This is a genomic window from Marinobacter sp. CA1 (assembly GCF_020546665.1).
GTDB classification, from domain to species: domain Bacteria; phylum Pseudomonadota; class Gammaproteobacteria; order Pseudomonadales; family Oleiphilaceae; genus Marinobacter; species Marinobacter xestospongiae.
In genome coordinates this window covers 999,056-1,018,401 of the sequence record NZ_CP071785.1, presented here as the reverse complement: position 1 = coordinate 1,018,401, position 19,346 = coordinate 999,056, and the positions used below count along the sequence as shown (strand labels likewise).

Annotated in this window: 18 protein-coding genes; 10 read left to right on the top strand and 8 right to left on the bottom strand. The window is 61.9% G+C overall.

What is annotated here, in order from left to right; genetic code table 11:
* The 4 genes from metF to J2887_RS04695 all read left to right on the top strand — a co-directional run bounded on the left by metF (nucleotide 1) and on the right by J2887_RS04695 (nucleotide 3,442).
* Nucleotides 1-870, top strand: coding sequence for a methylenetetrahydrofolate reductase [NAD(P)H] (metF, locus tag J2887_RS04710; protein WP_227174469.1), 870 nt, complete (start codon nucleotides 1-3; stop codon nucleotides 868-870).
* A 323-nt stretch (nucleotides 871-1,193) separates the two neighbouring features.
* Nucleotides 1,194-1,949 (top strand): transporter substrate-binding domain-containing protein, encoded by a 756-nt coding sequence (locus J2887_RS04705; protein WP_227174467.1) that lies wholly within the window; start codon nucleotides 1,194-1,196, stop codon nucleotides 1,947-1,949.
* Between the two features lie 67 nt (nucleotides 1,950-2,016).
* The gene (locus J2887_RS04700) at nucleotides 2,017-2,682 is read left to right on the top strand and encodes an amino acid ABC transporter permease (RefSeq protein ID WP_227174465.1); all 666 of its coding nucleotides are present in this window, start codon (nucleotides 2,017-2,019) and stop codon (nucleotides 2,680-2,682) included.
* Nucleotides 2,683-2,695: 13 nt separating this feature from the next.
* Nucleotides 2,696-3,442: an amino acid ABC transporter ATP-binding protein gene (locus J2887_RS04695; protein WP_324197251.1), complete on the top strand. Its 747-nt coding sequence runs from the start codon at nucleotides 2,696-2,698 to the stop codon at nucleotides 3,440-3,442.
* A 78-nt stretch (nucleotides 3,443-3,520) separates the two neighbouring features.
* Here J2887_RS04695 and J2887_RS04690 read toward each other — a convergent pair whose 3' ends face one another.
* Nucleotides 3,521-4,012, bottom strand: coding sequence for a DUF2505 domain-containing protein (locus J2887_RS04690; RefSeq protein ID WP_227174464.1), 492 nt, complete (start codon nucleotides 4,010-4,012; stop codon nucleotides 3,521-3,523).
* Nucleotides 4,013-4,322: 310 nt separating this feature from the next.
* On the opposite strand from J2887_RS04690, the gene J2887_RS04685 reads away from it, so the two are divergent.
* The 4 genes from J2887_RS04685 to J2887_RS04670 all read left to right on the top strand — a co-directional run bounded on the left by J2887_RS04685 (nucleotide 4,323) and on the right by J2887_RS04670 (nucleotide 8,984).
* The gene (locus J2887_RS04685; protein WP_227174462.1) at nucleotides 4,323-5,672 is read left to right on the top strand and encodes an adenosylmethionine--8-amino-7-oxononanoate transaminase; all 1,350 of its coding nucleotides are present in this window, start codon (nucleotides 4,323-4,325) and stop codon (nucleotides 5,670-5,672) included.
* Between the two features lie 4 nt (nucleotides 5,673-5,676).
* Nucleotides 5,677-6,417: a 16S rRNA (uracil(1498)-N(3))-methyltransferase gene (locus J2887_RS04680; protein WP_227174460.1), complete on the top strand. Its 741-nt coding sequence runs from the start codon at nucleotides 5,677-5,679 to the stop codon at nucleotides 6,415-6,417.
* Nucleotides 6,418-6,607: 190 nt separating this feature from the next.
* Complete coding sequence (locus J2887_RS04675) at nucleotides 6,608-7,843, top strand: DUF445 domain-containing protein (RefSeq protein ID WP_227174458.1); 1,236 nt, start codon at nucleotides 6,608-6,610, stop codon at nucleotides 7,841-7,843.
* Nucleotides 7,844-7,964: 121 nt separating this feature from the next.
* Complete coding sequence (locus tag J2887_RS04670; protein WP_227174456.1) at nucleotides 7,965-8,984, top strand: HDOD domain-containing protein; 1,020 nt, start codon at nucleotides 7,965-7,967, stop codon at nucleotides 8,982-8,984.
* Here J2887_RS04670 and J2887_RS04665 read toward each other — a convergent pair.
* Together J2887_RS04665 and J2887_RS04660 are read right to left on the bottom strand one after the other, a co-directional pair.
* Nucleotides 8,981-10,300, bottom strand: coding sequence for a YihY/virulence factor BrkB family protein (locus J2887_RS04665; RefSeq protein ID WP_227174455.1), 1,320 nt, complete (start codon nucleotides 10,298-10,300; stop codon nucleotides 8,981-8,983). The two genes, J2887_RS04670 and J2887_RS04665, sit on opposite strands and share 4 nt — an antisense overlap.
* A gap of 39 nt (nucleotides 10,301-10,339) precedes the next feature.
* Nucleotides 10,340-11,302 (bottom strand): D-2-hydroxyacid dehydrogenase, encoded by a 963-nt coding sequence (locus tag J2887_RS04660; protein ID WP_227174454.1) that lies wholly within the window; start codon nucleotides 11,300-11,302, stop codon nucleotides 10,340-10,342.
* Nucleotides 11,303-11,390: 88 nt separating this feature from the next.
* Here J2887_RS04660 and tmpT point away from each other — a divergent pair, with 88 nt between their 5' ends.
* The gene (gene tmpT, locus J2887_RS04655; protein WP_227174453.1) at nucleotides 11,391-12,053 is read left to right on the top strand and encodes a thiopurine S-methyltransferase; all 663 of its coding nucleotides are present in this window, start codon (nucleotides 11,391-11,393) and stop codon (nucleotides 12,051-12,053) included.
* Between the two features lie 42 nt (nucleotides 12,054-12,095).
* On the opposite strand, the gene J2887_RS21740 is transcribed toward tmpT, so the two are convergent.
* The 5 genes from J2887_RS21740 to J2887_RS04630 form a co-directional block, all read right to left on the bottom strand.
* A complete protein-coding gene (locus J2887_RS21740) occupies nucleotides 12,096-12,971 on the bottom strand; it encodes a GNAT family N-acetyltransferase (protein ID WP_227174452.1) in 876 nt (291 codons plus the stop codon).
* Nucleotides 12,972-13,084: 113 nt separating this feature from the next.
* A complete protein-coding gene (locus J2887_RS04645; protein WP_228752862.1) occupies nucleotides 13,085-13,825 on the bottom strand; it encodes an ABC transporter permease in 741 nt (246 codons plus the stop codon).
* On the bottom strand, nucleotides 13,825-14,772 hold the full coding sequence (locus J2887_RS04640; RefSeq protein WP_227174450.1) for an ABC transporter ATP-binding protein: 948 nt from the start codon (nucleotides 14,770-14,772) through the stop codon (nucleotides 13,825-13,827). The genes J2887_RS04645 and J2887_RS04640 overlap by 1 nt, the downstream gene beginning before the upstream one ends.
* Before the next feature lie 4 nt (nucleotides 14,773-14,776).
* On the bottom strand, nucleotides 14,777-15,961 hold the full coding sequence (locus J2887_RS04635; RefSeq protein WP_227174449.1) for an ABC transporter permease: 1,185 nt from the start codon (nucleotides 15,959-15,961) through the stop codon (nucleotides 14,777-14,779).
* 15 nt (nucleotides 15,962-15,976) lie between these two features.
* Nucleotides 15,977-16,885, bottom strand: coding sequence for an ABC transporter substrate-binding protein (locus J2887_RS04630; protein ID WP_228752861.1), 909 nt, complete (start codon nucleotides 16,883-16,885; stop codon nucleotides 15,977-15,979).
* 476 nt (nucleotides 16,886-17,361) lie between these two features.
* On the opposite strand from J2887_RS04630, the gene J2887_RS04625 reads away from it, so the two are divergent.
* Complete coding sequence (locus J2887_RS04625; RefSeq protein ID WP_227174446.1) at nucleotides 17,362-19,284, top strand: PrkA family serine protein kinase; 1,923 nt, start codon at nucleotides 17,362-17,364, stop codon at nucleotides 19,282-19,284.
* Nucleotides 19,285-19,346 lie beyond the last annotated feature (62 nt).

Sequence of the window (19,346 nt, the reverse complement as noted above, 5' to 3'; positions counted from 1 at the left end):
ATGCAAAGCCAGAAACAGTTCAAGCGCCGGTTCAGCTTTGAATTCTTCCCGCCCAAGACCGACCAGGGCCGGGAAAAGCTGCAGCTGGTGCGCAACCGGCTGGCGGAGGTGAACCCGGACTTCTTCTCGGTCACCTTCGGGGCCGGGGGGTCCACCCGGGACCGCACCATCGAGACCGTATTGAACCTGCACAAGCAGGGCATTTCCACCGCACCGCACCTGTCGTGCGTTGGTGGTACCCGTGAGGAAATCGGCGAATTGCTGGATCTGTACCGGGAGAACGGCATCAACCGCATCGTCGCCCTCCGGGGCGACCTGCCCTCGGGCATGGGTGCCTCCGGAGAGCTGCGTTACGCCAACGACCTGGTGGCGTTCATCCGCGAGCACAGTGGCGATCACTTCAATCTGGAAGTGGCCGCCTACCCGGAGTTTCATCCCCAGGCCCGCAATGCCGAGGAAGACCTGAAGAACTTCGCCCGGAAGGTACAGGCCGGCGCCAACAGCGCCATCACCCAGTACTTCTTCAATGCCGACAGTTACTTCTACTTCATTGACCGGCTCGAGAAAATGGACGTCACCATTCCGGTGGTGCCGGGTATCATGCCCATCGTCAACTTCTCCAGCCTGGTGCGGTTCTCGGATATGTGCGGTGCGGAGATTCCCCGCTGGATCCGCAAACAGCTGGAAGCCTACGGCGACGACACCACCAGCATTCGCAAGTTCGGCGAAGAGGTGGTCACCGAGATGTGCCAGAAACTGCTGGACGCCGGCGCCCCTGGCCTGCATTTCTACACCCTCAACCAGGCCGAAGCCAGCCTCAACATCTGGAACAACCTGGGCCTTGCAGACCGGGATAAAATCTCGTTTTAGCCCCAGCGGGCCGGCCCGATTTCGTCGCGGCCGGCCTCCCCCCCTATTCTCTTCGATCCATATAGCTCCAAGGCAGCCCCGGTGAAGCGCCACCAATGTCAGGCGCCCACTCACCGGCACCTCGCCAATAAGACGACAAAAGTTCTCAAAAAACCTGTCAATACGACCTTTGGCCACACCTAAACATTTGATTTGCCGACACGCTTGCCCACATAGTCTAGAATGTAAGAGGTTTTATACCTCTGGACTGGGGAGCCTGCAGGACGGTCAACACCGATTCTGCTCGCTCCCCAGTGCGTAATAAGAATCTGAAAGGAGATCCCATGAGCACGAAATGGCTGAAATCGCTGACTGCGGCCGCACTGATTGCCGGCACCGCTGGTGTCCAGGCAGATACCCTCAAGGTCGTTACCGACCCGAGCTTCGTTCCGTTTGAGATGATGGACCAGGAAACCGGCGAGATGATCGGTTTCGACATGGAAATCATCGCTGAAGTCGCCAAGCGCGCAGGCTTCGAATACGACCTCCAGACCATGGATTTCAACGGCATCATCCCGGCCCTGCAGACCGGTAACGTTGATATCGCCATCGCTGGCATCACCATCACCGAAGAACGCGAGAAAATCGTCGACTTCTCTGATCCCTACTACGATTCCGGTCTTCGCATCCTGGTTCGCGCCGGCAACGACGCTGTTGATGAGATGAGCGATCTGGAAGGTATGAAAATCGGCACCAAGATTGGCAGCACCAGCTACGACTACCTGGTTGCCAACCTGGAGGAAGACGACGGTGTAACCCCTTACCCGGGCAGCTCCGACATGTACATGGCGCTGATGTCCCGCGCTGTTGACGCAGTCTTCTACGACGCCCCCAACGTTGGCTACTTCGCCAGCACCCGCGGCAAAGGCAAGGTTCAGACCGCCGGTCCGCTGTATGAAGGCCAGCAGTACGGTATCGCGCTGACCAACGGCAGCGAGTGGGTTGACGAAGTCAATGAGGCCCTGGAAAGCATTCGCGCGGATGGCACCTACAAGACCATCTACGAGAAATGGTTCGGCCCCATGCCTGAAGGCGAGTAACGCTTGATCTCCGGGTGCCGGGGCCTGCCCCCGGCACACCACTCATTGCCTCAGGGAGACACCACACGTGGAATTCCAGTTTGACTGGCAGGCAGCCATCAATTCCATTCCATACCTGATCAAGGGTATTCCCTATACCCTGTTGATTTCGTTCGGCGGCCTCGCCATCGGTTTTGTACTGGGCATCCTCTTCGGCCTGCTCAGCCTGAACAAGAGCCGGCTGATGCGCTGGCCTGCCACCGCCTACATTGAAATTTTCCGCGGCACGCCCATCCTGGTTCAGGTGCTGTTCATTTTCTACGGCCTGCCCGACATCATCGGTGCGCCGATCAACCCGCTGGTAGCGGGTATTGCGGCAATTGCGCTCAACTCCGGCGCCTACATTTCCGAGGTCGTTCGCGGTGGCGTTCAGTCCATCGACCGCGGCCAAACCGAGGCTGGCCTGTCACTGGGCCTGTCCCGTACCCAGACCTTCTGGTCCATCATCTGGCCTCAGGCCTTCCGACGGATGATCCCACCCCTGGGCAACCAGGCGATCGTCAGCATCAAGGACACCTCGCTGTTCTCGGTGATCGGCGTTGGCGAGCTGGTTCGCCAGGGTCAGGTCTACATTGCCAACACCTTCACCGCATTCGAGGTGTACTTCGCGGTGGCAGTGCTGTACCTGATCATCACCCTGTCCCTGTCGCTGGCCCTGCGCTTCTTCGAGCGCCGCGGCCTGGGCTCCGTTTGAAGGAACTGTCGCTATGACCCAGATCGTTCAGATGAAGGACATGAACAAGTACTACGGCACCCATCATGTCCTGAAAAACATTGACCTGTCGGTGGACTCCGGCGAAGTGGTGGTGATCATCGGCGCCAGTGGCTCCGGCAAATCCACCCTGATCCGCTGCGTCAACGGGCTGGAGGAGTACGAATCCGGCCAACTGGTCGTCGACGGCCACCCGCTGTCCCCCAAGGGCGGCAACCAGACCGAACTGTCCGCCATCCGCAAGGAAGTCGGCATGGTGTTCCAGCAGTTCAACCTGTTCCCGCACCTGACCGTCAAGCGCAACATCATGCTGGCGCCAATGAAGGTCAAGCAGAACTCGGAGGCGGATGCCGAGGCCACCGCACTGCGCCTGCTGGAGCGGGTCGGCATTGCCAACCAGGCGGAGAAATACCCCTCCCAGCTCTCAGGCGGTCAGCAGCAACGGGTAGCCATTGCCCGCGCACTGGCCATGGAACCCCGGCTGATGCTGTTTGACGAGCCGACATCGGCGCTCGATCCAGAAATGATCGGTGAGGTGCTGGATGTCATGCGTGAACTGGCACGGGAAGGGATGACCATGATGGTCGTCACCCACGAGATGGGCTTTGCCCGCGAGGTGGCGGACCGGGTGATCTACATCCATGAAGGTCAGATCGTTGAGCATGGCAAGCCCGAGGCGGTGTTCGACGCCCCGCAGAACGAGCGGACCCAGGCATTTCTGTCACGGGTTCTGGCTCACTGAGCCACTGCGGGGTGAAACCGGTACGCCGGTGAGCCCCGCAGTCAACTCCCCGCCCGCCGGCGGCGGGGAGCCCTCTCCCTAAGCCAGCAACTCTCGGGTAATCAGGTGCTCCCGCTCAATCTTGCGACGGGAATCATCCAGCAAAAACTTGGCCACGGTCTTGCCAATCAGCGGCAGGTCACAGCGCACGTTCAGGGTCAGCTGGTTCTGACAGCCCGACTCAAGCTCCTGTAACCGCATGGTGCCCTTGATCTTCGCCGGCACACCATCGATGTGCACACGGAACTCGCAGTGCCATTCCCCTTCGTCCTTGCAGAACCAGTGCTCTTCCTGGCGTACCCGATGCCAGTCGCGATGGAAACTGGCGAGGATGCCCGGCAACTGGGTCGCGGACTGCACTTCCCGGCTGATCACCAGCTTACCGGTCTGCTCTGACAACGCCCGCTCCTGGATCTCCACGTTGCGCGCGCCCACTTTCTCGTTCCGGCTGTGGATGTGGTCTTCTGCAAAGAAGGCCGCCAATACCCGCTCCAGCCCCGAGTCGTAGGCGTGTGTCACTTCCAGCTCCATGGTTACCTCCTTATTGTTCTTCGGGAGCTCCTGATAGATAGTCGACGGTATTGTCCTGCCTGCCAGGCCAGGCCCACATTGGCCGCGTCGGCAGCCCCGCCTGGCTGCGCAGCCAGCGCCGGTGACAACGATTCGCAACCGTCGACTGGCCAGCAGGCTGGCCGGCCCAGTATCATGGCCGCTTTCAAGGCAGCGCTGAATGACAGCGCCACGGCAACGCAGCACGGTGGTCAGCCGGCGCTGTTAACTGTAATATCCGCCTTGGTTAACAGCGAAACAGAACCCACTTCCCAGCTGGACGGAGACCCCCATGCGCAACGCCGATCTCGTCGCCCGCGATCTCAAGTCTGTGTGGCACCCCTGCACCCAAATGAAAGATCACCAGACCCTGCCACTGATCCCGATCAAACGGGGTGAAGGGGTGTGGCTGGAAGACTTTGAGAACAACCGCTACATCGATGCGGTCAGCTCCTGGTGGGTCAACCTGTTCGGCCACGCCAACCCCCGGATCAACGCCGCCATTCAGGAACAGATCGGCCAGCTGGAGCACGTCATTCTCGCCGGTTTCAGTCACGAGCCAGTAGTCAACCTGTCCGAGCGACTGATCGAGATCACTCCGGAAGGGCTCAACAAGTGCTTCTACGCCGACAACGGCTCCTCCGCCATCGAGGCGGCGCTGAAGATGAGCTATCACTACTGGCGCAATATGGGCAGGGCCGGCAAGAAGAACTTCGTCAACCTCAGCAACAGCTATCACGGCGAAACCCTTGGGGCTCTCGCCCTCGGCGACGTGTCACTGTACAAGGACACCTACGAGCCGCTGCTGATGGAGGTCATCACCGCACCGTCACCGGACGCCTTCAACAAGGAACCGGGCGAGAGCGATGAGGACTATGCCCTGCGACAGATCGAGGCGATGGAGGCCATTCTCGCCGAACAGCACGAGGAGATCTGCGCGGTGGTGGTGGAGCCGCTGATCCAGTGCGCCGGTGGCATGCGCATGCATCACCCGATCTACCACACCAAGCTGCGGGAAGCCTGCGACCGCTATGGTGTCCACCTGATTGCCGATGAGATCGCCGTTGGTTTCGGCCGCACCGGCACCCTGTTCGCCTGCGAGCAGTCCGACATTTCCCCGGACTTCATGTGTCTGTCCAAGGGCCTGACGGCCGGCTACCTGCCCCTGTCGGTGGTGCTGACCACTGACAACGTCTATGACGCCTTCTACGACGATTACGAAACCATGCGGGCCTTCCTGCACTCTCACAGCTACACCGGCAACCCCATCGGCTGCGCCGTTGCTCTGGCAACCCTCGACATCTTCCGCGACGACAACGTGGTCGAGAACAACCGCCTGCTCGCCGCCTGTATGGCCGAGTCCGTGGCCCACCTGGCGGACCATCCTCACGTCGGCGACATTCGCCAACACGGCATGACCCTGGCCATCGAAATGGTCAAGGACCGCGACACCCGTACCCTGTTCCCATGGCAGGAGCGCCGCGGTCTGCGGGTCTACCAGCATGCGTTGACCCGCCAGGCACTGCTGCGACCGCTGGGCAACGTGGTTTACTTCATGCCGCCCTACGTCATCACCGAGGAACAGATCCGCCATCTCGCCCAGGTCGCCACCGAAGGCATTGAAATCGCGGTGAGGGACTGAGCCGATGCGTATCCCCCGGATCTACACCCCGGTCGCCCTCGAAGCCGGCCAGACCATTGAACTGGATGACAACGCCGCCCAGCACGTCGGTCGGGTGCTGCGCATGCAGCCTGGCCAGGCGCTGGAGCTGTTCAACGGCGACGGCCGGGATTTCCCCGCCACCATCGCCGAGGCCGGCAAACGCCGGGTCACCGCAACGCTTGGCGAACCGCTGGGCAACACCAGCGAATCATCGCTGCGCATTGTCCTGGGCCAGACCCTGTCCAAGGGCGACCGGATGGACTACGCCATCCAGAAAAGTGTGGAAATGGGGGTCTCTGCCATCGTCCCGCTGGTGACCGAGCACTGCGACGTCCGACTCAAGGGCGACCGCGAAGAGAAGCGCCTGCGCCACTGGCAGGGCGTCGCCGTCAGTGCGGCGGAGCAGTGTGGCCGGGCGGTGGTGCCCACCATCGAGCCGGTCATGACCCTGCCTCAGTGGTTTGACTACAGCGCCAGCCTCGACGCCCGCCTGGTGCTGCATCACCGTACCCGACAGTCACTGACCACCCTGGCCCGGCCGGGGTCCGTGGCATTGATGATCGGGCCGGAAGGCGGCCTCAGTGCCGATGAAATTGCCGCCGCGGAACAGGCCGGCTTCCTGGCCACGGCCCTGGGCCCGCGGGTGCTGCGGACCGAAACCGCCCCGGTGGCCGCCATGGCCCTGTGCCAGTGGCTTTGGGGCGATTTCAACGCCGCCGACTGATACCGGGCGCCGGCTGAGCAGGCAGTTTTGCCCGTTTTCGCCGGCGGCTCAGTCATTGACAACGTTACCCAAGCGCAACATTATCCAGCGGTTGCTTCAGGCTCCCAGCACATCTCGCGCGCGTGGCTGGACCGACCGCTGCCGGTCACCGCAAACAACTAAAAACGACAAGACACCAGGCGAGTTCCGGATGACAGACCTGTTCTACCAAGCTGAATTCTGGCAATACCTGAGTATTCCGGTGATTGCTGCGCTGATCGGCTGGACCACCAACTGGCTGGCGATCAAGATGACGTTCTACCCCCTCGAATTCGTCGGCAAGCGGCCGATCTGGGGCTGGCAGGGCATTATCCCTTCCAAGGCACGCAAGATGGCCGCGATCAGTGTCGACGCGACCATTTCCAAGATCGGCACCGTGCAGGAGATCTTCGAGCAGATCGATCCCAAGGTACTGGCCGCCCACATCCTGACGTCGGTGGAACCTCGCACCGAAGAGTACGTGGATGAACTGATGCTGCGGGAATACCCCACCTTCTGGGAGAACCTGCCCTCTTCCGCCCGCAACATGGTGTACGACCGGGTCCGCAAATCCACCCCCCAGCTGGTGGACAATCTGGTGGATGACCTGTCCGATAACATCGAAGGCCTGCTGGACATCAAGAGCATGGTGATCGACCGCCTGGCCACCGACAAGCGGCTGCTGAACCGCATATTCCTTGAGTGCGGGGAGGTGGAGTTCCGCTTCATCATCAACTCCGGGCTCTATTTTGGCTTTCTGTTCGGCCTGATCCAGATGGCCGTCTGGTACTTCTACCAGAGCTGGTGGGTGCTGCCGTTCTTCGGTCTTCTGGTCGGTTGGGCCACCAACTGGATCGCCCTCAATGTGATCTTCCGGCCGCTGCAGCCCAAGAAAGTCGGGCCATTCAAGATCCAGGGGCTGTTCCTGCGACGCCAGACCGAGGTCGCCGAGTCCTTCTGCCACATCGTCACCCACGAGATCCTCACGGTTGGCAACATCATTAACGCCATCCTCAATGGCACCAATGGCGACCGTGCCCGCAACATGGTGAAAAAACACATCAAGCCGCTGGTGGATGAGACTGCCGGCATGGGCAAGGCGCTGACCCAGATGGCCTTTGGTCCAACCGGATTTGCCACCCTCAAGAACCAGGTTGGTGAGAAGGCCATCGAGATCTCCCAGACCTCCTTCAATAACCCGGTGTTCGAACAGGACCGGGCGCAGGCGGTGGAACGCATCATGGTGGAACGGATGGTGGCGCTGTCGTCGGAGGAGTTCCAGGATCTGCTGCGCCCCTGCTTCCAGGAAGACGAGATCAAGCTGATCCTGGTGGGCGCCTTCCTCGGCTTTGCCGCCGGGGTCTGCCAGTTCATTTTTGTGTTCGGGCAGTCGCTGAATATCCTGTAGCTTTACTATATACTTACGTGAGAACCTCTGATTAACTCCAGCTCGGCACGATCTGGTGGGGAGCAACAGGGTGGTCCAGGCAATCGGCGCTGGGCCCAGTATTTGGTTATGGAGTCCGCGGATGCCCGGCTTGTTCAACTGGCTGTCGAAAAAGAAGGTGCCCAGCAAAGCCGAGTCATCCGCCAACCGTCACACCGCCAGTCCCCGCCGCCAGTTCATCAGCACTCCGGCAAGCTGGGCGATGGAAAAACTGGAACAGCATCTGTTCTGCTGGCTGCTGGAGGCCTCTCCCCGGGATTTCCAGCGCCACCAGGACCAGGTCGGTCGCATCCTCGCCGAACTGGGACAGCACATTCGCCAGGGCAAGCTGGATGAGTTGCCACGCCAGCCCATGACCTTGCCCATGCTGCTGCGGGCGCTGTCCGATCCGGACATTTCCCGCAGTGAGGTCACCCGCATCATTCTCGATGATCCGGCGCTGACCGAACATCTGCTCCAGGTCGCCAACAGTCCCTATTTCCGCCCCAGCGAACAAACCATCGAAACGGTGGATCAGGCCGTGTTCGTGCTGGGCCTCCAGGGCATCCGCAGCGTCATTTCCGCTGCCATCATGCGCCCCATGCTGTCGGCCCGGAACAGTTCCGAAGTCCAGTTTGCCCAGCGGGTCTGGCGCTGGGGCCTGACCTGCGCCCGCGCCGCCGAGCTGGTGGCACGCCAGCACGGCAAGGACACCAGCGCCTACTTCATGGTCTCCCTGCTGCCGGCCCTGGCGCACATCACCCTGTTCCGCGAAGTTCGCCGCATCCACCATCGCCTGCACGGCGACAACACCCTGCTGCCTCCGGGAGCGGTCACCGGTGCCCTGCAACAGTTCGACTGGACCTGCACCCAGATCCTCGCCAACGACTGGAATCTGCCGCCCCGCTACTTCGCCCATCTGCTGGCGGCCGAGCGGCCGGTGCCGGGGCAACCGCAAACGCCACTGTACGACGGTATCCTGATTGGCACCCGGGAGGTGCTACGGTTCGCCAACCAGCGCAATCTCGCCGAGGAAGACCTGGAAGCCGCCGTCTCGGTGTCACGGGGAGAGCTTGGCAGCATTCGGCAGACCATCCTGGGCATGCTCAAGGAAGGCGGCTAACGCTCCAACGCCCCATCATCCCGCGATAACAGCTCGGCCAGGGTCTCCTCCCCCTGGGGAATGCGGGCATCGGTCAACGCCTGCGGCAATACCCGTGGCAGCTTCCTGGCCACACCGTCGTCGTCCCGACGCACCGCCGCCAGAATGTCTGCCACGGTAATGCGGTCGAGCGATCGGCCCGGCACCAGCCGATCACCATCCGGCCCCGCCAGGGACAACAACCCCGCCGCAATCAGCTTGTCACTGATACGCCGGGTCACTTCCCCCGGCACTCGCAGCTCGGCCTCCAGCGCTTCCTGCTGGGGCGCTGGTTCGCCCTGCTGGAATGGCCGGGCCACCAGCCACATCAGCACCAGCCCGGTCTGCTCTTGCAGCTCGGCGGAGTGGCGCACCCGCTGGCGACGGGCAATCGACCCCGGGTTCTGCAGATAGAACGACAGACTCGCCCCCAGCAGCAGAATCATCCAGTTCACGTAGATCCAGATCAGCAGGATGATGCCGATGGCAAAGCTGGAGTAGATCGCCGCGTACTTGGCAGACCCGGCCACAAACGAGGCGAACAGCATGCTGCCCGCCTGCCAGCTGATGCCGGCAATCAGGCCTCCGGTAAAGGCATAGCGCAGCCGCACCCGGGTGTTGGGCATGAAGATGTACACAAAGGTGAAGGCGCCCACCACCAGGAAGAAAGGCATCAGGCGGCTGGCCTGAAGGATCATCACGCCGAACGGCTCAATCTCCATCAGCCGGACAACAAAGTCAGACGACAGGATGGTGGCTGTAAACCCGATGGCCGACACCATCAGCAGCGGCCCCACCATGATCACACTGAGGTAGTTACTGAAACGCTGGGCCATGGAGCGCATGTCCGGCACCCGCCAGATCATGTTGAAAGAACGCTCGATTTTCTGCACTAGCGAAATCACGGTGTAGACCAGCAACGCCAGACCCACCGACCCCAGTACTCCGACCTTCATGTTGTCGACGAACTCCAGGATCTTGTTGCCAAGTTCGATACCCTGAGGCCCCATGGGCTCGAAGAACTGGAACAGCAGTGGCTCCATACGCTGATGTACGTCCATCGCCTTGAGTACCGAAAAACTCAGGGCCAGCAGCGGCACCACACTGAGCAGGGTCGTGTAGACCAGGCTCATGGCGTGCAGGGTGAGGTTGCCGTTGATCAGATCCCGCACCAGCGCATAGGCCACCCGGCCGCAGCTGTAGGCCCATCGCCAGGGCCAGTGCCGAGGCGGGTTGGGATTGGCCAAAATCCAGTCTTCAGCGGCCTTCAGTCGATCTTTCAGTTGGCTAGCGGTCACAGGCTGTCCGTCCATTTGGGATTGGGGGCTTGTCAGGCATCACACCACAATGTGGGCGTCACCGCCGCTGCGCAGTCCGGCCAGGTTGGCCGCGGTGATGCCGACAATCCGCTGTCGTGCCTCACGGCTGGCCCAAGCGGAATGGGGAGTCACAATCAGGTTGGGCAGATCATCGGCCAGCAGCGGGTTGCCATGCCTTGGCGGCTCTTCGGTCAACACATCGAAACCGGCACCGCCGATGGTACCGTTACGCAACGCATCCGCCAGCGCCTGTTCATCCACCAGACCACCGCGGCTGGTGTTGATCAACAGAGCGTCCGCCTTCATCTGCGCCAATTCCGCCGCGCCGATCATGTGCCGGGTGTCTTCGGTCAGCAGGCAGTGCAGTGAGAGGACATCGACCTTCGGCAACAGCTCCGTCAGCGGCAGTCGCGGGTAGCCATCCACCTCCCCGGCGGGCTGGCCGGGTCGGGCACCCAGCAGAATGTTCATACCAAACGCCCGGCCACGTTCCGCCACGCCCTGGCCCAGGTCACCGTAACCGACGATCCCCAGGGTCCGCCCCTCCAGTTCCATAATGGGGTGGTCCATCAGGCAGAACATGTCACTCCTGCCCCAGCGGCCCTGGCGCACATCCCGCTGGTAGTCCAGCAAGCGCGTGGCCAGCGCCAGCATCAGCGCCAGGGTATGCTGGGCCACCGTGGAGCGGCCGTAGTTGAGTACGTTCACCACCCGCACACCGTGATCCCGGGCCGCTTCCAGATCTACGTTGTTGACGCCGGTCGCCACCACCGCCACCCACCGGATGCCGGGACAGGCCTCGAAGTGCTCACGGCCAAGCACCACCTTGTTGGTGAGCACGGTATCGAATCCCTGCAGCCGCTCTGTGACCTCGGCCGGCTGGGTCCGCGGGTGACACACCAGCTCATCCGTGACCTGCTCAATGGGGGCCAGATCAACGTCGTTGCCCAGCGTGTCCGCATCCAGAAAAACCGCTTTCATACTGCCTTCCTTATAAGACTTTGCGGGGGTTCCAACTGTCGACCATTCGATTACACTCAGGGAAACCGTTCGCGACAGGAAAACACCCATGGAACATGAATTCTGGCACAACCGCTGGGCCAAGAGCCAAATCGGCTTTCATGAAGGAACCGTCAACCAGTTTCTCCACGACCACTGGACCGCCCTTGCCGGCGAAGGCCGGAGCGATCAGACCGTGCTGGTCCCGCTGTGTGGCAAGGCCGTCGACATGTGGTGGCTCAACGATCGCGGCCATCCGGTGATTGGGGTGGAGCTCAGTGACATCGCCTGCAAGGATTTCTTTGAAGAAGCCGAGGAAAAGGCCCACGTTCACCCCGGCGAGCCGTTCACCCGCTTCCGCCACGACACCCTGGAACTGTGGTGTGGGGACTTCTTCCAGCTGGTGCCGGAAGACCTGCGCAACGTCCGGCTGGTTTATGACCGGGCGGCGCTGATCGCCCTGCCCCCGGCCATGCGACGGGACTACGTTGAGCACCTGACTGCGGTCACTCCCGATGACCTGCAGATCCTGCTGCTCACCCTCGACTACGACAACGACGACGTCCAGGGCCCGCCATTCAACGTCACCGATGACGAAGTCCGGGAACTGTTCAGTGCAGATTACGAGGTGGAGCAACTGCTGACCCAGCAGATTCCCACCGACAGCCCCTTCGCCACCCGCCGCGGCCTCGAACAGGCCCGGGAAAGCGTGTTCCGGCTGCGCAAGAAGTAGCAAAGTAACCAAGCACCATAATTTGGGCTCCAAAGCCGTGGTTTACCCATCAGTGCGCAGATAGTCAATGGCAAGCCGCAGCCGATCCCGGTGCTGCAGGCCGTTTTCGTGGATCGGCTCCGGGTAATGGTTGAGGAAGTAATCCGGCTCCACCGCCACCACCCGGAAGCCGTGACGCTGGTAGAACCCCAGTTGGTGGCCGAAGCTGCCGGTGCCCAGTTCCAGCCGCCTGGCACCCCGGGCACGCACGTCGTCGATGACCTGTTGTAACAGCCTCGCGCCGATTCCAGCCTGCTGGCGGGCTTCCGCCACCGCCAGGTTCATGATCTCGAACACCTCTTCCCCGGCCAGCTTCGACACCACACAGACGGCCACGATCTCATCACCGGCTTCAGCCACATAGCAGATCGCTGTCGGCAGATAGCCGGCGATGCTGCCCCAATCCGGGTCCGCCAGCAGCAACAGCGCCTGCGGCAGCTCGTCTGGCCCGGCACGCCGGATCGTCAGCGCGACCGTCTCACCCTGCTCCGGCGCCTGAGGCCAGGCTCGATGACGTGGCGCCGCCGTCGTCAGCCAAGTGCGATCGTGAGCCGTCCAGATGTGACCCTGCACCTGGCTGTCCGGCGTCTCGTCGAGGGTGGCAACCCGCAGGATCAGATGCGGCTTGCCCTCTCGCTCCGCCACCAGATGGGTGCCACAGTGCTGACAGAAATGCCGCTGCTTACCCGGTGAGGACACCACCGACGTCACCGAGGCTTCGCCCTGCAACCACCGAAACGCCTCCCGCAGCACACCCGCCGTAGGCACTTCCGTGGCGGCGTGGGTTTTCTGGCAGGTCTGGCAGTGGCAATGCATGATTGGCAGGTCCAGCCGATCGACCTGATAGCGGACCGCGCCACACAGGCAGCTTCCTTTCATAGCAAGCAGCGTCCTTTCATAGCAGGCAACTTCCTTTCATAAAGAGTTCCTTGGATCGTCTTTGAACAAATGCTGGGTTCGGAGCCGACGCGGCCTCCCTTCCGGCAAGGCTGCTAACCGGAAAGGCCGGGCGTGCGCTTCAGCCACTGCTGTTCCAGGGCTTCGAACAGGCTGTCTACTGTCACCGCCAGCAGCCCGATCAGTACTGCCCCTTGCAACACATAGGCGGTATTGCCATTCACTAAGCCGGCAATCACCGGATCACCCAGAGTCTGCGCACCAATGGTAGAGCCAATGGCCGCGGTAGCAATGTTAATGGTCACCGAGGTGCGAATGCCCGCCAGGATGACCCGCCCGGCGAGGGGCAGCTCCACCCGCAGCAACACCTGTGGGGAGGACATGCCCATACCGATGGCCGCTTCCCGAACCGCCGGGTCAATGCCCTGCAGGCCCGCCAGGGTGTTGCGCAGGATCGGCAAAAGGCCATACAGCGCGAGGGCAACGAACGTGGGTCCGTCACCAAACCCCATCACCGGCACGGCCAGTGCCAGCACGGCGACCGGCGGCACGGTCTGGCCAATGGAGGCCAACTGACTGGCCATGGGCAGGAAATCCCGGCCCCAGGGACGGGTCACCGCGATACCGCCCCCAAGCGCCACCAGCGTGGCGGCAGCGGCAGAGATGGCCACCAGCTGCAGATGGTTCAGCAACAGGGTGACAAAGCTGTCGCGGGGGTAAATCACCGCCTGGCGACCGTCCACCAAGGGTTGCAGCCAGGGCTCCAGGACGGGCAGCCCCAGGCATCCAACCACTAGTGCCAGCAGCCACAGGGCCGGCGTCAGCCAGTGGCGCATCATGCGGTTTCCCGCCACAGCCGCTCCCGGGTCAGGACACCGAGTTCCAGGCCCTGGTCATCCACCACCGGCAGTTCGCTGAGCTGTTGCCACAGCATCACCGACAGGGCCTGGCGCAGCGAATCCTGCGCCCCCACGCTGACTTTCTCGGGCACCGCCTGACGCGGCTGGGGATGGCGCTGCATCACCTCGGCCACCGACTGCAGTGCCGCCAGTTTCAGTCCCCGATCCTGACTGCCCACCAGGCTTTCCACAAAAGCCGAAGCCGGCTGCCGCAGAATGGCATCGGGGGTATCGTGCTGCAGGATACGGCCCTGGTCCATCACCGCAATACGATCCGCCAGGCGCAGGGCTTCGTCGATGTCGTGGGTCACAAACACCGTGGTCTTACGCAGCCGGCGCTGGATGCGCAGCATTTCGTTCTGCAGGTTTTCCCGGGTGATGGCGTCGAGGGCGCCAAACGGCTCATCCATCAGCAGGATGTTGGGGTCCGCCGCCAGTGCCCGTGCCACACCCACCCGCTGGGCCTGTCCGCCGGAGAGCTGGGCCGGGTACTTGTCGGCGTACTCCGTCGGTGACAGTCCCAGCATGTCCAGCAACTCGGTTACCCGGGCCTCGACCCGCGCTCGCTCCCAGCCCTGAAGTTGCGGCACCAGCGCAATGTTGCGGGCCACGGTCCAGTGGGGAAACAGGCCGGTGCCCTGAATGGCGTAGCCCATGTTCAGCCGCAGTTGCTGCAGGTCCACCTCACGTATGTCCTGGCCGTCCACCCGGATGTCGCCGGCACTGTGTGGCAACAGGCGGTTGATCATCCGCAGGGTGGTGGACTTGCCGCAGCCGGAGCTGCCCACCAGCACACAGGTCTCACCGGTTTCGACCGTCAGGCTGATCCGGTCCACCGCGGTCACCTCACCAAACCGGCGGGAGACATTCGTCAGTTCAATCATGTGTTCACTCGTATATCAGCGAGGGTTGGGCCGTTGCCCCATTGAGGCGGGCACTCAGCCGGGCCAGGGCGGTAAACAGGGTGTCGGCGGCCAGCGCCAGCGCCACGGTGGGCAACGCCCCCAGCAGCACCAGGTCCATTGCGGCCTGGCCCAGTCCCTGAAAGATGAAGGTACCAAAACCACCGGCCCCCACCAGGGCGGCCACCGCGGTCAGGCCGGTCGCCTGGATGGTGGTCATCCGTACGCCTTCGATCACCACTGGCAACGCCAGCGGGAGTTGCACCCGCAGGAACACCTGACGGCGGTTCATGCCCATGCCTTCAGCCGCCTCCAGCAGATCCGCCGGTACCTCCGTCAGGGCAACAAACAGGTTCCGCACCATCGGCAGCAGACTGTAAGCCACCAGTGCGATCATCGCCGGCGCCCAGCCAATTCCCCGAATGCCAAGCTGCTGCAACAGCGGAAAGTTGGCGGAGAGGACACTTAGGGGGGCAATCAACAGACCGAACAACGCCAGGCTGGGGACAGTCTGGAGAAAACTGACCAGGGCGAACACCGGCCGCTGCCAGCGGACCCGGCGGATCATCACCAGCACCAGCGGCACCGCCAGCAGCAGGCTCACCATCACGGCACCAAGGGTCAGCGCCAGGTGATCCAGCAACGCCTGCTGAAACTGGTCCGGTCGGGTCTGGAATTCCATCACCAGGGACAGCCCTGCCAGGGCCTCTACCTCCAGTGCCCGCCACCAGCTCAGCAGGACCAGCACGCCCGCCGTCAGCCGCAACCAGGCGCTGGCGCCAACCTGTCGCAAGCCTTCCACCAGCATCAGCGCCAGCAAAAACAGCAGACTCCAGAACCCGGCCGCGAAGCCCCCGCGACCGTAGGGATAGCGCTCCCCCAACTGGTCATCGAGGAAGCCGGAAAACAGCCAGGGCAAGGCCATCAGCAGCAGCACGATGCTCACCAGAATGGCCCAGTAGCGGCCAGGCAACGCCAGCACCGCCGCGACCAGCGTGACCGCCAGCAGTAACGTCACCAGGGCGAAGCCGCCCCACTCTAGGGCATCCAGCGCACCATAGGGCGTGCCTTCCACAATGCGGTTGGGCTGGATAGTGCCGAAATCGAGACTGCAGAACAGCAGCAGGGCAATGGCCCCCAAGACCAGGATCACCCGGTTGGGGGCCAGCATCGACGCAGCCAACCGTCAGTTCCCGGCCAGACTGTCCAGATAAGTGCGCACCACCTGCTCCGGCGGTGCGCCGTTAACAGCGACATCACCGTTCAGGCGCTGCAGCGTCTCCAGATCGAGGGACTGGAACACCGGCGCCAGTACCTCGGCAATCGCAGGGTACTGTTCCAGCACCTCTGCCCGAACGATCGGCGCCGGCTGATACACCGGTTGAACACCTTTGGTGTCGGTCAACACCTTGAGGCCGAGGGCGTTGAGACCGCCGTCGGTGCCGTAGGTCATGGCACCGTTGACGTCGTTGTTACTGAGCGCCGCCGCCCGCATGGTGGCGGCGGTATTGCCACCGGACAGCACCAGCAGCTGATCCGACGACAGAGTAAAACCGTAGGCGACCTGGAATGCAGGCAGCGCGCTGGCGGACTCGACGAACTCCGCGCTGGCAGCAAACCGGAACTGGCCGCCGTCGTTGAGGTAACGGGCCAGGTCGTCGAGGGTCTCCAGATCGTGCTCAGCGGCCAGGTCACCCCGGACACTCATGGCCCAGGTGTTGTTGGCGTCCGCCGGCTGCAACCAGACAATGTTGTTGGCTTCGGCATCCAGCTCACGGGCGGTGGCGTAGGCCTGCTCGGCGTCGTTCCACACCGGGCTGTCGGCACGGTCATGGAAGAACGCTGCGTTGCCGGTGTACTCCGGGTAGATGTCGATCTCGCCTGCTTTGATGGCATTGCGCACGATGCTGGTGCCGCCGAGCTGGATACGATTTTCCACCGGAATGCCCGCCCGCTGCAGAGACTGCAGGATCATCTGGCCAAGGACCGAGCCTTCGGTATCAATCTTGGAGGAAACCACAACGGCGTCGGCCGCGTACGTCGTCAGTGACAGGGACAGAAATGCAAGGGTCAGCAGGGTGCGACAGGTCGCCACCAGTTTTTTCAGGAACACGGCCAGGCCTCTTGGTCGTTGGTTCGAACAGTGAATGAAAAATGCGTAATTCAAATCAGTCTAAGTGACTGACGTACGATCGCAAGGGGCGGGCCGGATCAGGGCTTTCAATGGCGTGGAGAGACTGTCATCAATTCGCCAATTATCTGAAACAAAACCTGACTTCCAACTGTCCAAGGGTGAAAGACTGGACTAAGCTGAAATTACCAGCAGCGGGGAGCCGGGAACCCCTGAACCAGCCCAGGAACAGAGGCCCCAGAGCCCCGCCATCATTTCTGACGATCCATCAACCAACAATCACTGCCATTGGCGGCGCCAGCGACTGCCGCCATCAGGAAATGGGGAATTTTTGTGTGAATCACTAAATACAGATCGGGTTCCTGAACGCTCACCTTACCCATGGGTACGGTTCTTGAATGACCAGGTTCAGGACCAGATCACTGCAGCGAGGGGTCACCATGAGCATTGTGCAGCATTTCAAGACACGGTATGACGCAACCCAGGAGGAAGAGTATTCCCTGGAGGAATACCTGGAGATCTGCAAACAGGACAAATCCGCCTACGCCACCGCCGCCGAACGCATGCTTCTGGCGATCGGCGAGCCGGAACTGGTGGATACCTCGCGGGACGCCCGTCTTTCCCGCATCTTTTCCAACAAGGTCATCAAACGCTATCCGGAATTCTCCGAGTTCTACGGCATGGAAGAGGCGGTGGAAAACATCGTGTCGTTCTTCCGCCACGCTGCCCAGGGACTGGAGGAGAAGAAACAGATCCTGTATCTGCTCGGTCCGGTCGGGGGCGGTAAGAGTTCTCTGGCGGAGAAGCTCAAGCAGTTGATGCAGAAGGTGCCCTTCTACGCCATCAAGGACTCGCCGGTGAACGAAACCCCGCTGGGGCTGTTTGACCCCGGCGAGGACGGCCCGATCCTGGAAGAAGAGTTCGGCATCCCCCGCCGCTATCTCACCAATATCATGTCGCCCTGGGCGGTCAAACGCCTGCATGAATTCGGTGGCGACATCAGCAAGTTCCGGGTGGTGAAACGCTACCCCTCCATCCTTGACCAGGTCGCCGTCTCCAAAACCGAGCCCGGCGACGACAACAACCAGGACATTTCTTCGCTGGTGGGCAAGGTCAACATCCGCATGCTGGAGGACTACTCCCAGGATGATCCCGACGCCTACAGTTTCAGCGGCGGCCTGTGCCGGGCCAACCAGGGGCTGATGGAGTTCGTGGAGATGTTCAAGGCTCCCATCAAGGTCCTGCATCCGCTGCTGACCGCGACCCAGGAAGGTAACTACAACACCACCGAGGGCATGGGGTCGGTGCCGTTCGACGGCATTATCCTGGCCCACTCCAACGAATCCGAGTGGCAGACCTTCCGCAACAACAAGCACAACGAGGCGTTCCTCGACCGGGTCTACATCGTCAAGGTGCCTTACTGTGTCCGGGTCACCGAAGAGATTGAGATCTACCAGAAGCTGCTGAAGAACAGCTCCCTCGCCGGCGCACCCTGTGCTCCGGACACCCTCAACATGCTGGCCCAGTTCTCAGTACTGTCCCGGGTGAAGGAGCCGGAAAACTCCTCCGTCTTCTCCAAGATGCGGGTCTACGATGGCCAGAACATCAAGGACACCGATCCCAAGGCCAAGTCGATCCAGGAATACCGGGACTCTGCGGGGGTCAACGAAGGCATGGAGGGTCTGTCGACGCGCTTTGCCTTCAAGATCCTGTCCAAGGTGTTCAACTTCGACACCACCGAAGTAGCCGCCAACCCGGTGCATCTGCTGTACGTACTTGAAAAGCAGATCGAGCAGGAACAGTTCCAGACCGAAACCCAGGAGCGCTACCTGCGGTTCATCAAGGAATTCCTCGCGCCCCACTATGTGGAGTTCATCGGCAAGGAAATCCAGACCGCGTACCTGGAAAGCTACAGCGAGTACGGCCAGAACCTGTTCGACCGCTACGTCACCTACGCCGATTTCTGGATTCAGGACCAGGAATACCGTGATCCGGAAACCGGGGAGATCCTCGACCGCTCCTCCATCAACGACGAACTGGAGAAAATCGAGAAGCCGGCCGGTATCAGCAATCCCAAGGACTTCCGCAACGAGGTGGTCAACTTCGTACTGCGGGCCCGGGCCAACAACCAGGGCCAGAACCCGTCCTGGCTCAGCTACGAGAAGCTGCGCAGCGTGATCGAGAAGAAAATGTTCTCCAACACCGAGGATCTGCTGCCGGTGATCTCCTTCAATCCCAAGGCCAGCCAGGAAGACCAGAACAAGCACAAGCAGTTCGTCGAACGGATGGTCGACCGGGGCTACACCGAGAAGCAGGTGCGACTGCTTGCCGAGTGGTACCTGCGGGTGCGCAAGTCCCAGTAAGGACTGCGAGGGGCCGGGCATCACCGAAAACCTTGCGGTGGTGCCACCGCCCCTCCGCCAGT

Bases quoted from the DNA above. Each gene is read 5' to 3' on its own strand.
- metF (WP_227174469.1), top strand. From the start codon at position 1: ATGCAAAGCCAGAAACAGTTCAAGCGCCGGTTCAGCTTTGAATTCTTC.
- J2887_RS04705 (WP_227174467.1), top strand. From the start codon at position 1,194: ATGAGCACGAAATGGCTGAAATCGCTGACTGCGGCCGCACTGATTGCC.
- J2887_RS04695 (WP_324197251.1), top strand. From the start codon at position 2,696: ATGACCCAGATCGTTCAGATGAAGGACATGAACAAGTACTACGGCACC.
- J2887_RS04690 (WP_227174464.1), bottom strand. From the start codon at position 4,012: ATGGAGCTGGAAGTGACACACGCCTACGACTCGGGGCTGGAGCGGGTA.
- J2887_RS04685 (WP_227174462.1), top strand. From the start codon at position 4,323: ATGCGCAACGCCGATCTCGTCGCCCGCGATCTCAAGTCTGTGTGGCAC.
- J2887_RS04680 (WP_227174460.1), top strand. From the start codon at position 5,677: ATGCGTATCCCCCGGATCTACACCCCGGTCGCCCTCGAAGCCGGCCAG.
- J2887_RS04675 (WP_227174458.1), top strand. From the start codon at position 6,608: ATGACAGACCTGTTCTACCAAGCTGAATTCTGGCAATACCTGAGTATT.
- J2887_RS04670 (WP_227174456.1), top strand. From the start codon at position 7,965: ATGCCCGGCTTGTTCAACTGGCTGTCGAAAAAGAAGGTGCCCAGCAAA.
- J2887_RS04660 (WP_227174454.1), bottom strand. From the start codon at position 11,302: ATGAAAGCGGTTTTTCTGGATGCGGACACGCTGGGCAACGACGTTGAT.
- tmpT (WP_227174453.1), top strand. From the start codon at position 11,391: ATGGAACATGAATTCTGGCACAACCGCTGGGCCAAGAGCCAAATCGGC.
- J2887_RS21740 (WP_227174452.1), bottom strand. From the start codon at position 12,971: ATGAAAGGAAGCTGCCTGTGTGGCGCGGTCCGCTATCAGGTCGATCGG.
- J2887_RS04645 (WP_228752862.1), bottom strand. From the start codon at position 13,825: ATGCGCCACTGGCTGACGCCGGCCCTGTGGCTGCTGGCACTAGTGGTT.
- J2887_RS04640 (WP_227174450.1), bottom strand. From the start codon at position 14,772: ATGATTGAACTGACGAATGTCTCCCGCCGGTTTGGTGAGGTGACCGCG.
- J2887_RS04635 (WP_227174449.1), bottom strand. From the start codon at position 15,961: ATGCTGGCCCCCAACCGGGTGATCCTGGTCTTGGGGGCCATTGCCCTG.
- J2887_RS04625 (WP_227174446.1), top strand. From the start codon at position 17,362: ATGAGCATTGTGCAGCATTTCAAGACACGGTATGACGCAACCCAGGAG.